We start from the raw sequence: 14035 nt of genomic DNA on the forward strand, positions 1-14035 counted from the left end.
GGGAAAATGAGATGAAACGGCTTATATTTCTGTTGGCTCTATCCTGTCTGGCGGCTGCAGCCCGTAAACCGAATATTGTTCTTCTTTTTTCGGATGACGCGGGGTATGCCGACTTCGGCTTCAACGGGAGTCGGCATTTTAAGACGCCCTGTTTGGACGAACTGGTTACACAGGGCGTTAAGCTCAATCAGTTTTATGTGTCGGCTGCCGTTTGCGGCCCGTCGCGTGCGGGTCTGCTGACGGGCATGTATCAGCAGAAGCTGGGGTTCGAGGAAAATAATGTGCCGGGTTATATGAGTGCGAATGGCACCACCGGGGATGATATGGGGCTTCAGCCCGGAGTTCCAACCGTAGGAAATTATCTGCAGGAACTGGGCTATAAAACCGCCGTTTTCGGGAAGTGGCATCAGGGCAATGCGGACCGGTTTCATCCGTTGAAGCGCGGATTTGATGAGTTTGTCGGTTTCCGCGGCGGAGCCCGCAGTTTTTATGCGTATAAAGAAGGTGATGATTTCCGTCCGGAAGATCGGCTGGAGTGGGGATTCGGCGAATTTAAGGAGCCGGAATATTATCTGACTGATGTGCTGGCAGATGAGGCGATTAAATTCATGGAGCGAAACCGGGAGCATCCTTTCTTTGCCTATGTTTCTTTCAATGCCGTACACACCCCGATTCAGCCGGACCCGAAGGATTCGGAGCTGTTTTCGGCGCTGGAGGGGAAACGCCGTAAACTGGCGCAGCTGACGTGGTCGATGGACCGAGCGATCGGCCGTATTCTGGATGCGCTGGATGAGATGGAACTTCGGGAAAACACATTGATTGTTTACACCAATGACAATGGCGGACCGACGGATGCCAGCACCTCAAGCAACTGGCCGCTGAGCGGATGTAAAGCGACACATCTGGAGGGCGGTATTCGTGTGCCCGGAATTGTAGTCTGGAAAGGAAAACTGGCGGCGGGGGTGGAATATGACAAGCCGCTGAGTACCCTTGATCTTCTTCCAACGTTTATCAATGCGGCGGGAGGCGATGCTTCCGGAATTGAAGAACTCGATGGAGTGGATATGATGCCTTATCTCACCGGCGAAAATCAGGGACGGCCGCATCAGACGCTGTACTGGAAAAAAGAGAACCGCGGAACGATTCGCGATGGAGACTGGAAGCTGCTGCGTTTCCCGGATCGTCCGGCCGAGTTGTATAACATTGAAGCGGATCCGTCGGAACTGAACAATCTGGCAACGGAATATCCTGATAAAGTGGCTGAGCTGTATAAAAAGCTGTTTGCCTGGGAGTGCACGCTGGAACGGCCGAAGTTCATGCTGAAACGGCTCTATGAGGAAAAGGCGATGGAACGGCTGGATCAGTTCCGGAAGCAGTATCCGTAACCTGTCCATTTGACCCATTCTGATAGGAACGGGTATCTGGTTTATTTATATGTTTTTTCGCCGGAACGGCTCCTTCAGCGGTTCCGGCGAATGTTGGCGGTGGACGTTTGCCGGAAAAAGAAGGAAACTGATGAATGATCGGGCGGAGCTGTTTCCGTCGATATACAGATGAGAGCGGGTTATGAACAAACAGGTTAAGGCTTTTATATATGCCATTATCGTTGCGCTTGGGGGCTTTGTTTTCGGGCTCGATGCCGCCGTGATTTCCGGAACGGTGAGTTTTGTGACGGAGCAGTTCGGCCTGAGTGAGCTGCAGGTGGGCATTCTGGTCAGTTCGCCGGCGTTCGGGGTGTTGTTTGCGCTTCTGGCGGCGGGGCCGCTGTGTAATAAAATCGGGCGGAAGAAAACCCTGATCATTATTGCCGGAATGTACTGGATCTCGGCCGTGACTTCTGCGCTGGCGCCCAATTATATCGGACTGGTCTGCGCCCGTATTCTCGGCGGGCTGGCATTTACATCGATTACGGTTTCCGCGATGTATATCGGGGAAATTGCGCCGGCAAAATGGCGGGGAAAGCTGGTTTCGGTAAACCAGATGAACATTGTGCTGGGTTTGACGGCCGCCTATTTTGTCAACTATCTGCTGGTGAAGGCAACGGATGCCGAGGCGGCGTGGGCGGTGAAGCTGAATATGGAACAGCACATCTGGCGCTACATGCTCGGATCGGAAATTGTGCCGGCTCTGCTTTGGCTTGTGGCTCTGTTCTTTATTCCGGAAAGCCCGCGTTGGCTGGTGTATAGGGGCCGCATTGAAGAAGCCAAGATGATCATGCGCAAAATTACGCCGGATGATGAGATCGATGAACAGATTACCGCGATGGAAGAGAGCCTGCATCGCGGAGATGAAGAACTTTCGGTGATGTCGCAGATCCGGGAACTGTGTCACAAACGTATGCGGATTGCAGTGATCGTGGCCATTATTATTTCCATTGCACAGCAGCTTTCAGGCATTAACGCGATTCTGTTTTATGCGCCGACCGTTTTTGAACAGCTGGGCGGGGGAACCAATACGGCGTTTCTGCAGACAGTCTGGATCGGTCTGGTTTCAGTGGTCTTTACACTGGCGGCGATTCTGCTGGTTGACAAACTGGGGCGCCGTCCGATGATTCTTTTCGGTCTGCTCTGGGTGACGGCCAGTCATCTGATCTGTGCGTATGGATTTAAAACGGCGACGTATACTCTTCCGCCGGAATCACTGCAGGAACTGCCGGCCGAAGTGGATGCCCATGCGCTGGCTCCGGTGGTCGGGCGGGAATTCGGCAGTGATATCGAATTCAAGGATGCCCTGATTGAAGTGCTTGGGGAAGAGGCGACGCGGACTCATGCGGCTGCCATTATTAAGGAGGCGGCGGACATGAATGCCGGGCTCGTGCTCGGCGGAATTCTGAGCTTTATCGGAGCTTTTCATTTTTCGATCGGCCCCTTGATGTGGGTGCTGTTTTCCGAGTTGTTCCCGACCTCTCTGCGCGGTGTGGCGATCCCGTTTTTTGCACTGGTGAGCAGTACGATCAGTGCTGCGGTGCAGTTTATGTTCCCGTGGCAGTTGGCGAATATGGGCGGAACGTCTATTTTTATGTTCTACGCCATTGTCGGAGCGGTGGGCTGCGCGGCGATCTGGCCGTTCCTGCCGGAGACCAAGAATCTGAGTATTGAAGAGATCCAGCTGCAGCTGGAAAAGAAAACCTTATAAACACAGGACCTATTATTATGGAAAAGAAAATGAGTGCCGCAACGAAGCGGGCAGTAGAACGCAATTATTACCAGAGTCCGGAGTGGTATTGTGAAATCGTCAGCAAGCCGATCACCGGAGATCTGGCTGAAGAAAAAGACGGTATGGTTCGTCGTGATCCGAGTGCTGTGATTGAGGTCGATGGCCTGTATCATGTCTGGTACAGCCGTTCGACGGGAAAGAGCTATGGCTTCGGTACAGGGGACTATGAAAAGAAAACCTTTCCCTGGGATCAGTGCGATATCTGGCATGCTACCAGTAAAGACGGCTGGCATTGGGAGGAAGAGGGCGTGGCGGTTGTTCGCGGTGAGCCTGGTTCGTATGACGACCGCAGTGTCTTTACGCCTGAAATTCTTGCGCACGATGGAAAATATTATCTGGTCTATCAGGTGGTCAAATCTCCGTATGTCCGCCGTTCCTTCGAAAATATTTCCATTTCCGTGGCGGACTCACCGTATGGACCCTGGGAAAAACTGCCGGGGCCGGTGCTGGAGGCTGAGCAGGACGGTGAATGGGAGGGGGATGCCGACAACCGTTTTCTGGTGAAGAGTAAAGGCAGTTTTGACAGTCATAAGGTTCATGATCCGACCCTGATGTTTTTCAACGATAAATTCTATCTCTACTACAAAGGTGAGCCCATGGGCGAAGAGATGTATATGGGCGGGCGGGAAACCAAGTGGGGGTCGCCATTGCCGATAAGGTTGAGGGTCCGTATGTGAAGAGTGAATACAATCCGATTTCCAACTCCGGCCATGAAATCTGTGTCTGGCATTACAACGGCGGCATTGCCGGTATGCTGACAACGGATGGCCCGGAACGTAATACGATTCAGTGGGCGGAAGACGGAATTAATTTTGAAATCAAGTCATATATAAAAGGCGCGCCGGAAGCCAACGGACTTTTCCGTACGCCGGATCATGATAAGCATCCGCTGGAAGGGTTACGCTGGGGATTGTGTCATGTGGTAACGGATCAGGCCGGCTGGATGCGCCGTTTCGAAGTTGATGAAGGTTTGAAGAACTATTTCCTCAGCCGGGAAACCTACGAATAGAGTCCGTAAAATTAAAGGACGTGAAAACACACACAATCGGGTTCCGATTGTGTGTGTTTTTTGTGGTTCCGGCCGTTAGGCCCGTTTGGCGAAAAGAATGCGGCTTGGTTCAGGGCCGTTTTTCCAGCCGTGGGGCGTATGAGCTTCGAAGGTGATAAAATCGCCGGCCTTGTAGTCCATGCCTTCTGTTTTTTGCAGATCCGCGGTACCGGCATACAGTGTGCCGGAGCCGTTGACCACGTAGGCCAGCCACTCATCTTCCGAAGTGTGGATTTCAAATTCCTCAGCGTCAGCGGCGACGTTGAACATGAAGATAAATATGCCGGAATCCCCGAGACTGCGCCCGGACCAGCCGGCGGGAAAATCGCTGGCATCAAACTCAGGCAATTTGCTTTTCGACAGCACGCTTGCGCCGTTTTTATTTGTCATTCGAATATGATCAGCCATGGGTGTTCCTCCTCGTCAGCAGCCCAGATAGATGGTGCGTTTCTGAAGCATTTCCTCCACACCGTGGATGCCGTCTTCGCCGCCGAGTCCGCTGCGTTTATGGCCGGAATGGAAGCCCTGAATATAGCCGACAATGCCGTGGTTGATGAAGATGGTACCCACCTGAAGGTGTCCGATGGCGTGTATGAAGCGGCGGTAGTTTTCGGTGAACAGATAGGCGGAGAGTCCGTCTTCGCTTGCATTGGTGATCTCAAGGGCCTCTTCATAACCGGAGATTTTAACGATCGGCATAACCGGTCCGAAAATTTCCTCTTTGACCATGATGGAATCTTTTTTCACGTTCAGCAGTACAGTCGGTTCATACCAGTTGCCGCCTTCAAATTCCGCACCTTCCGGCTTTTTGCCGCCGCAGGCTACTGTAACCCCTTCGGCAACGGCTTTGTTTACGAGCTCCTCGATGCGGGCAAGTCCTGCCGGGCTGGTGCTCGGACCCATCCCTTCGTTTTTCATGGGATCGCCCAGTTTGATTTCCGCCACGCGTTTGAGTACCTTTTCGGTAAATTCTTCTGCAACAGCTTCATGAACCAGAACGGTTTCGTTGCAGATGCAGACCTGTCCGCAGTTGGCAAAGCGGGCGACCACGGCGGCTTCGGCGGCTTTGTCAAGATCGGCATCTTCGCAGACGATGAACGGCGCATTTCCGCCCAGTTCCAGGACGAGTTTGGTGACATTCGGTGCAGCGGTTGCACAGATGGCCTGTCCGGCCCGGGTACTGCCGGTCATGGTGACCAGTCTGGTGATCGGATTTGAAACCAGCGCTTCGCCTACGGCGGCACCGGTACCGATCACCATATTCACGACGCCTTTCGGTACGCCGGCCTCTTCCACCAGCCGGCAGAATTCAGATGCTGTGACGGGGGTGACTTCATGGGGTTTCAGTACAATCGTATTCCCGGCCACCAACGCGGGGCCCAGTTTGCGCCCGATCAATGCCAGTGGATAGTTGAAGGCGCAGAGGCCGACGGTGACGCCGTACGGTACTTTATGAATCCAGAGCTGTTCGTTGGGGTGATCGGAGGGGAAGATATGCCCGGTAAGACGGCGCGCGGCTTCGGCATTGTAGGTCATGTATCGAATGGTGTCGTCCACTTCGCCCAGTGCTTCGGCCAGCGGTTTTCCCTGTTCCTTCACCAGCAGTTCGGCAAAATAGTCGCGTTCTGCTTTCAGGCGGTCGGCAATGGCATAGATATAGTTGGCGCGCTGAATGGCCGGCAGGTCCTGCCAGGCTTCCTGGGCGGTCTTTGACGTTTCCAGTGCCAGCTGTACCTGTTCCGTCGTGCAGACCGGAACTTCGGCCCAGACCCTTCCGGTGGCCGGATTTTCCACCGGGATACGTTCGGCGGCATCTTTGCCGATCCATTCTCCGTTGATGTAGCAGGGGTAAAACTTAATTTCGCTCATGGGTTTCCTCCTGATTTATTTTTCAGCGCCCGTGGTATGACGGCGCCCGTTTTTCAACAAAAGCACGGAATCCTTCTGCAGCGTCTTCCGTATCGTATAAGTCATCCACCAGCTGTGCTTCCAGTGCCAGTCCTTCGGCCAGCGGCAGTTCAGACCCTTTTTTAATGCCCTTTTTCAGTGCGGCGATGGCCAGCGGAGCTCCGTTGACAAAGCCGCTTGCATAGGTTTCCACCGCCGCTTCAAACTGACCGGAAGGGAACAGGCGGTTGAACAGGCCCAGTTCGTGGGCTTCATCGGGGTTGATACTCCGGCCGGATGCACACAGTTCGAGCGCGCGGGCGGGGCCGATCAGTCGGGCCAGCCGCTGCGACCCCCGTTGCCCGGAGTCAGCCCCAGTTTCACTTCGGGGAGACCGAGGGTATAGCTTCCTTTGGCGGCCAAACGAATATCGCAGGCCAGTGCGATCTCCAACCCGCCTCCGAGACAGTGGCCGCTTATGGCGGCAATGAAAATCTTTCCGCTGGTTTCAATGGCGGCCAGATTTTTCCGGGCCTGGTCCACCATGCGTTTATTGGTTTCAGTATCGCTGTCTGAAAATACCCTGATATCCGCGCCGGCGCAGAAAAATTTCTCCAGTGCACTGCGGATTACGACGATCCGGGCATTTTCATCCTCATGAGCCTGTTTGATCGATTCTGCAAAATCTTCATGAAACGGAAGGTCATAGGCGTTGGCTTTCGGTCGGTTGAATGTGATCCGGCCGATTCCGTCTTTGCATTCATATTCCACACCATTCATCGGATAACTCCTAAGTTACGGTTGATTTCTTCTGCGTGCAGCAGCGCAGATTTCAGATAGGTCTGGCGGAGAGTATCTGCGCCTTTCGCGGTATTGAGATAGGATACGCCCAGTACGGCCGAGGTGCCGGATCCGTCAATGCCAATCGGTACGGCAATATCGGTTGTTCCTTCGGTAAGTTCGCTCTCCTGTACCAGGAATCCGTTTTTGCGGGCTTCGGAAATGTCATTCAGAATCCGCTGCCGGTCAGCCTTGCTGCGGCGGGTGTATTCCGGGTCATCCTCCAGGGTCTGGTGCGCGATTTCCTCGGACATCCGGGACAGCAGTACTTTTCCGGAGGCCGTCAGACTGATGGGGAATACGGAGCCTTCGCCGACGGACAGGCACACCCTGCGTGCCGGCATACGTTCCATCATCACAATCAGGGAGGTGCCGTGCTGGAACGTGAGGTGGCAGGCCTGACCGGTTTCCTCGGCCAGGGCTTCCATAGGAATATGAGCCGCTTTCCGCAGCAGAGTCGCGGTATGCTGGCGATGACTGAGGTGAAACAGGCGCAGGGTCAGACGATAGCCGTTTCCCGATTCGCCTTTTGCAATATATTCACGTTCCTCCAGACAGGCGAGCATGCGATAGAGTTCGCTGGGGTTGCGTCCCAGCGCCTGGGCAATTTCTACCTGTGTGCGCGATTCCGACTGGGTTGAAAGATATTCAAGGATATCCAGTCCTTTTTCGAGAGCAGGAGCCTGGTAACTGGTCTTTTTTTTTACGACGGCCATGATCTTCTTATAAAATATTGGTTCATATATAAATTTATAAAGCTATTCCGATTAAATGCCATTTATGCATCACAAAGGCTTTATTACCAATGTTTTTATATCGGTCTTTTGTACAGGTTGCTTGGGGTTGCTGTTTCCTGTTCGGATCGTATATAAATCTAAAATTCAAATATAAATCCATAGTGAGGTTCTGAATGGCCGATAAAATACAGTTGAAAGGGATGACCTGGGATCATTCGCGAGGGTACGTTTCTGTCGTTGCCACTGCACAGCGATTTCATGAGCTTAACCCGCATGTCGATATTTACTGGGATAAACGCTCGCTGCAGGAATTTGCCGATAAACCGATTGCCGAGATTGCAGAGGCGTATGATTTTCTGGTGATCGATCATCCGTGGGCCGGTTTTGCATCGGTCAGCGGGATTCTTCAGCCCCTGGAAAAATTAATTTCGGAGGAATACCTTGCAGATCAGGCCGCCAACTCGGTGGGGCAGTCGCACATGAGTTATCATTTTAACGGCCGTCAGTGGGCGCTGGCCATTGATGCTGCCTGTCCGGTATCGGCCGCCCGTCCTGATCTGCTGGAAAAAGCCGGGGAAGCCATTCCGGGTACCTTTGATGAACTGATTGCTTTGGGAAAAAAGGGGCTGGTGTGCTGTCCGAGTATTCCGCTCGATGTTTACGGAAATTTTCTGAATCTGCTGAAAGCGGCCGGAGCGTCTATTTTCCCTAATGAGGAAGAGGTGGCGGAAAAAGAAGCGGGGGTGCTTGCTCTTGAACAGCTGAAACAGCTGGCTGATGTGGTGCCTCCTGAGTTCTTTGAACTGAATCCGATCCGCACCATGGAGGTGATGTCGTCCACGGACCGTTTTGCCTATGCTCCGTACACCTATGGCTATACCAACTATTCGCGGCCGGGTTATGCGAAGCACCTTGTGACTTTTCATGATGTAATCGGAATGGAAGCGGGGCGGCCGGGGTCCACCATGCTGGGCGGAACCGGACTGGCGATTTCTGCAAAATGTAAACATACGGAAATCGCTGCCGCATATGCCTGTTTTACAGCCTCGCCGGAAATTCAGCGCGGCCTCTTTTTTGAATCGGGCGGGCAGCCGGGTCATCGCGGGGCCTGGGAGGCCCCGGAAACCAATGCCGCCTGTTCTGATTTTTTCCGCAATACATTGCCGACGCTTGACCGGGCTTTTGTCCGCCCGCGTTATGCCGGGTATCTTGATTTTCAGGATGCTGCGGGTTATCCGATTCACGACTTCCTGAAAAACGGAGGGCGTGCGGAGGATGTACTGGATCAATTGAATGTTATGTATCGTAAATCAAAGGCCTCATCATGAAAAAACTTCCACTTAAAGGAATCACTGTACTTGAGTTCTGCCAGTATCTGGCCGGACCCTATGCCGGCCTCCGGCTGGCCGATCTCGGCGCAACGGTCATAAAGATAGAACGTCCCGGCACGGGCGATGCCTGCCGGCAGCTGGCGACGAAAAATCTTTATGCCGATGGCGATAGTCTGGTGTTTCACACCATCAATCGGAACAAAAAATCCTATGCTGCCAACCTGAAAGATCCCGGAGATCTGGAGAAGGTGAAGCGGCTGATTGCCTCGGCCGATGTGATGACGCATAATTTCCGCCCGGGCGTGATGGAAAAAATCGGCCTGGATTTTGAACAGGTCCGCAAGATCAACCCGAGCATTATTTACGGTGAAGTGACCGGGTATGGCCCAGAAGGACCGTGGGCGTTACGGCCGGGACAGGATTTGCTGGCGCAGTCTGTATCCGGTCTCACGTGGCTTACCGGTTCGGCTGATGCACCGCCGACGCCGTTCGGCGTAGCGATCGGGGATATGATCTGCGGCACGCATCTGGCGCAGGGGCTTCTGGCTGCGCTGATTCGGCGTAATAAAACCGGGCAGGGAGCGCGCATAGAGGTGAGTCTGCTGGAATCGCTGCTGGATTTTCAGTTTGAAGTTTTAACGACCCATCTCAACGACGGGGAGCAACTGCCGAGGCGTTCGAAAACCAATCCGGCGCATGCCTATCTCGGCGCGCCCTACGGCATTTTTCAGACCCGGGATGGATATATTGCCGTTGCGATGGGGTCGTTGAAAAAACTGGGCGGACTGATCGGGCTGGAGCTGGAAGAGGCCGATGCTCAAATGCGCTATGTGCAGAGGGATGAAATCAATCAACAGTTGGCTGCACAGTTTGTTAAAAAATCAACGGAAGATTGGCTGGCGGTTTTAGAGCCCGCAGATTTCTGGTGTTCCGATGTGCTGGATTATGAGCGGATGATGCAGCATCCGGCTTTCCGCGCCCTGGAAATGAAACAGACGGTTTCGCGTCCGAACGGAACGCGTATTGAGACGCTGCGCTGTCCCGTCCGCATCGATGGCGAGCGCATTTTTTCCGATGTGGCGGCTCCGGTTCTTGGAAATGCCAATGAAGAAATTGATGGCGGGGCACTGGCCTTCGCTTCCGCGGACAACAAAGAGGCGGTCTCTCCACGTGAATTACCCTTGGAGGGAAAAACCGTACTGGATTTCAGCCAGTTTCTTTCCGGCCCGTCAGCGGCTCTGCGGCTGGGGGATTTCGGGGCTCGGGTAATTAAAGTGGAGCAGCCCGGAGGAGATATCTGCCGGGAGGGTTATGTGACCGGCGTGCAGCTTAACGGAGAATCGACGTTCTTTCATGCAATCAACCGGAACAAAGAGAGCATTTGTCTGGATCTGAAATCCGATGAAGGAAAGGTCGTGGCCCGGCAGCTGCTGAAAAAGGCGGATGTGATGATTCATAACTTCCGTCCGGGGGTGATGGAAAAGCTCGGCTTCGGTTATGAGGCCGTTGCTGCACTGAATCCGGACCTTGTCTACGGAACGATTTCCGGCTACGGCACTGAAGGACCCTGGCGTAATAAACCGGGGCAGGATTTACTGGTGCAGGCGGTGAGCGGGTTGACGTGGCTTTCCGGAAATGCCGGCGATGGTCCGGTTCCGATGGGGCTGGCTGTGGCGGATATTCTGGCCGGTGCGCAATTGGCCCAGGGCATTTTATCCAAGCTGGTGGCCGGAGTTGGCGGTCGGGTTGCTGTCAGCCTGTATGAGGCGGCGCTTGATTTTCAGTTTGAACCGCTGACGGTCTATTTTCAGGATGGAGGCGAGGCCCCGGAGCGTACTGCAACGCATAATGCGCATGCCTATCTGGGGCGCCGTATGGTATTTATCAGACTGCGGACGGCTATCTTGCGCTGTCGATGGGGGATTTAATGCGGATGGGTGAGCTGATCGGCTGTGACGCCCTGCTGGACTATCCGGAGCCGGAGAGCTGGTTTACGGAGCGGGATAAACTGAAACAGATTCTGGCGGATCATCTGATGACTCAATCAACGGATGAATGGCTGGCGGTTCTGGAGCCGGCGGATATCTGGTGTGCGAAGGTGTACGACTGGAATATGCTGCGGGCGTCGGAAGCATTCCGGTGTCTGGAAATGGAACAGACGGTTGAGCAGTCGGATGGATCGACGTATCGAACCACGCGCTGTCCGGTCAAGCTGGACGGCAAACGCATTTTCAATCCGAAGGGTTCTCCGAAGCTTGGAGAACATACGGAAGCAATCATTGAAGAGTTTACTAAATAGGAGCGTGATATGAGTGAGAAAAGACTGGAAATTGATTTGAGCGGTATCCACTGGAAGATGCAGAAAATCCGGCCGGGGCAGGGGGTTGAAGAAGGGTTTCACACGATGCCGTCGGAATATCAGGGCACCTTTTTCAACTGGAATGCGGCGGTGGTGCCCGGTGATATCTATTCCGATCTGCAGCGTGCGGGAGAATTGGACGACCCCTACTTCGGCCGAAATTTTGCACGGGCCAAATGGGTGCAGGAGCTGGAATACTGGTATTTCACGAAGTTCGATGCGCCGAAGGAGTGGGCCGGCAAAAAAGTCACCGTTCGTTTTGAGGGTGTGGATTACAGCTGCGAAGCCTGGCTGAATAATCAGTATCTCGGTTCACACGAAGGGATGTTTTCGGCTTTTGAATTTGATATCACCGATTCGGTGCGTTTTGACGAGTGGCGCGAAGGGTGCAACATCCTGATGATCCGCCTGGATCCGCCGCCGCGTAACCACGGGCGGGTGGCCGGTCGGAAGTTCTGCTTTGGTGGCGACTATATGCCCGACGTAATTCCTTTCGGTATTCACCGCCCGGTAAAGGTGATGGCGACTGACATGATCAAAATCGGCTATACCCGTATCGAATCCCGTATCGACGGGCGCCAGGCGGATGTGTCTTTTGAGGTTGAACTTGAAAATCTCTCTGATGCGGCCGTGACGGCGGATCTGGAGATTGCTGTTAAAGGTGAAAATTTTGAGAGCCTGCTGACGGCTTCTGAAACGGTTTCTGTTACGGTTGAACCGGGCAAACAGACGGCAGCCGTTAAGGTGCATGTGGAGGATGCGCAGCTGTGGTGGCCGTGGGATATGGGAGATCAGAATCTCTACGAAGCAGAAATCCGCGCTTCTGTGGGCGGGAAGGTGAGCGATGTTTCGCAAGAGGTTTTCGGAATCCGCGAAATCACGATGGAAATGAATCCGGGCTTTACAGAAGATCAGGTGGAATATCCCTGGACCTTTGTCATCAACGGGAAGCCGACCTTTCTGCGGTCGGCCTGCTGGGGCGGTCCGCCGTCGATGCTCTACGGACGCAACACCGATGCAAAATATGATTCCCGTTTGAAGCAGGTGAAGGAAGCGAACATCAACAACCTGCGGATTTTCGGCTGGCATCCGCCGGAAGTTCCGTATTTCTATGAACTTTGCGACCGGCTGGGGATTACGGTGTGGACCAACTTCAGCTTTGCAACGCAGGGCTATATTGCCACGGAAGAGGTTCTGGGCGGAGCGTTGAGCGAAGCGGCGGAGATTGTGAAGCAGCGCCGGAATCATCCGTCGACCATTATGTGGATGGGGGGCGAGGAGGTCTATTTTTCGGGAGCGCATCTGGAGAGCGACAACAAGCTGTTCATGGATGAGATCGGCAAAGTTGTGAAGCTGCATACTCATGTTCCGTATGCACCGGCTTCGCCGCTGAGTGCGGAAAACGGTCAGTTGCTGGGCTACAAACCGAATGAGTCGGCGCATGCCAATGAACACTATTACGGTGCAGGGGCAAAACCGATGGAGGAGTATTACCCGGAACAGGATTACTGTGTGATTCCTGAACTGACGGCGGCTTCGGCTCCGAGTGTTGAAGCGCTTAAAAAGTTTATTCCGGAGGACGAACTTTGGCCGATGGGCGTCAGCTGGGGCTATCACTGGGCGGATATCGATATTCTGAAAACGCTGAATGTTGAAGTTTTCGGAGACGAAAAGACGGGCTCGCTGGAAGAGTTTGTTGAAGCGACTCAGCTGGCTCAGGGGATCATTTTTCAGTATGCACTGGAATACTACCGCCGTCAGAAACCGCGGTTGAGTTGTGTGGCCCTCTGCCATTTTATGACGCATATGCCGGACATCAAATGGGGAATCATTGATTACTACGGCGATAAGAAGCTGTCGTTCGATTATGTAAAGCGGGCGTATCAGCCGGTGCTGGCCAGTGTGCACTACAGCAGGAAGCGCTGGGATGCAGGAGAAACCTTTGAAGCTGAGCTCTGGGTGGTCAATGATCTGCATCAGGCGATTCCCGGTGCGAAGCTGGACTGGGAAATCGTTGCCGGTGGTAAAACGGTTGCCCAGGGTTCCGCGGATGCGGATATTGAATCGAACAGTGCGGCCTCCGTTGCACCGGTCAGCTGGAAAGTGGAGGGGCGGCGTTTGGAATTTTTCTATGTAAACGTGAAGCTGACAGCCGCTGATGGTGCGGTCCTGAGTGAAAACTCCCATTCGCTGTTGATCGACAGCCAGGAGGAAGGGAAGGCGAAGCTGAAGTCCATGCATCAGGCCAACTGCAAGCGGATCGAAGAGTACGGTCCGACCTATTATCGCTACTTCCCGGAAGCGCTGGAACTCGATTAATCCGATTCTCTGAAGAGCCCCGGACATTTTCTGTTCCGGGGCTTTTTCATACTCGGACATTTGTTCAGCTGGACGGATGAATAATCGATGCAATCATGTACTTCCAATCGTAATAAGGAGAGAGCATGATGGTGCGACTGAGAACTGTTGTAACTGCATTGGCGGGAGCCGCTGTCTTTCAGCTGACCGCCCAGGCCGGCCCGATTTCGCTGACGGGCTCAACCCATACGGAAACCTTTGATTCACTGATTAATACAGGAGCGAGCGGTTCCGGGAGTATCACACCTGATACGGAAAT

The 14035-nt window shown here is 53.7% G+C and carries 7 protein-coding genes and 4 pseudogenes; 7 read left to right on the forward strand and 4 right to left on the reverse strand.

Features of this window, described 5'->3' with window-relative positions:
- Nucleotides 1-11 precede the first annotated feature (11 nt).
- The 3 genes and pseudogenes from EGM51_00090 (at nucleotide 12) to EGM51_00100 (ending at nucleotide 4225) form a co-directional block, all read left to right on the forward strand.
- The gene (locus EGM51_00090) at nucleotides 12-1385 is read left to right on the forward strand and encodes a sulfatase (GenBank protein ID QBG45887.1); all 1374 of its coding nucleotides are present in this window, start codon (nucleotides 12-14) and stop codon (nucleotides 1383-1385) included.
- 181 nt (nucleotides 1386-1566) lie between these two features.
- On the forward strand, nucleotides 1567-3135 hold the full coding sequence (locus tag EGM51_00095; GenBank protein ID QBG45888.1) for an MFS transporter: 1569 nt from the start codon (nucleotides 1567-1569) through the stop codon (nucleotides 3133-3135).
- Between the two features lie 17 nt (nucleotides 3136-3152).
- Nucleotides 3153-4225 (forward strand): annotated as a pseudogene (locus EGM51_00100) (glycosyl hydrolase).
- A gap of 75 nt (nucleotides 4226-4300) precedes the next feature.
- Here EGM51_00100 and EGM51_00105 read toward each other — a convergent pair.
- The 4 genes and pseudogenes from EGM51_00105 to EGM51_00120 all read right to left on the reverse strand — a co-directional run bounded on the left by EGM51_00105 (nucleotide 4301) and on the right by EGM51_00120 (nucleotide 7707).
- A complete protein-coding gene (locus EGM51_00105; GenBank protein QBG45889.1) occupies nucleotides 4301-4672 on the reverse strand; it encodes a cupin domain-containing protein in 372 nt (123 codons plus the stop codon).
- 15 nt (nucleotides 4673-4687) lie between these two features.
- Nucleotides 4688-6133 carry an aldehyde dehydrogenase family protein gene (locus EGM51_00110; protein ID QBG45890.1) on the reverse strand — a complete coding sequence of 482 codons (1446 nt, stop codon included), beginning with the start codon at nucleotides 6131-6133 and terminating at the stop codon, nucleotides 4688-4690.
- A 22-nt stretch (nucleotides 6134-6155) separates the two neighbouring features.
- A pseudogene (locus EGM51_00115) lies at nucleotides 6156-6931 on the reverse strand (enoyl-CoA hydratase/isomerase family protein).
- On the reverse strand, nucleotides 6928-7707 hold the full coding sequence (locus EGM51_00120; GenBank protein QBG45891.1) for an IclR family transcriptional regulator: 780 nt from the start codon (nucleotides 7705-7707) through the stop codon (nucleotides 6928-6930). Before EGM51_00120 ends, EGM51_00115 begins: the two are co-directional and overlap by 4 nt.
- A 194-nt stretch (nucleotides 7708-7901) precedes the next feature.
- Here EGM51_00120 and EGM51_00125 point away from each other — a divergent pair, with 194 nt between their 5' ends.
- The 4 genes and pseudogenes from EGM51_00125 (at nucleotide 7902) to EGM51_00140 (ending at nucleotide 13737) form a co-directional block, all read left to right on the forward strand.
- The gene (locus EGM51_00125) at nucleotides 7902-9056 is read left to right on the forward strand and encodes an extracellular solute-binding protein (GenBank protein ID QBG45892.1); all 1155 of its coding nucleotides are present in this window, start codon (nucleotides 7902-7904) and stop codon (nucleotides 9054-9056) included.
- Nucleotides 9053-10174: pseudogene (locus tag EGM51_00130) on the forward strand (CoA transferase). Before EGM51_00125 ends, EGM51_00130 begins: the two are co-directional and overlap by 4 nt.
- 12 nt (nucleotides 10175-10186) lie before the next feature.
- A pseudogene (locus tag EGM51_00135) lies at nucleotides 10187-11358 on the forward strand (CoA transferase).
- Between the two features lie 9 nt (nucleotides 11359-11367).
- The gene (locus EGM51_00140; protein ID QBG45893.1) at nucleotides 11368-13737 is read left to right on the forward strand and encodes a glycoside hydrolase family 2; all 2370 of its coding nucleotides are present in this window, start codon (nucleotides 11368-11370) and stop codon (nucleotides 13735-13737) included.
- Nucleotides 13738-14035 lie beyond the last annotated feature (298 nt).

It is taken from the genome of Verrucomicrobia bacterium S94 (genome assembly GCA_004299845.1).
Taxonomy (GTDB): Bacteria; Verrucomicrobiota; Kiritimatiellia; order Kiritimatiellales; family Pontiellaceae; genus Pontiella.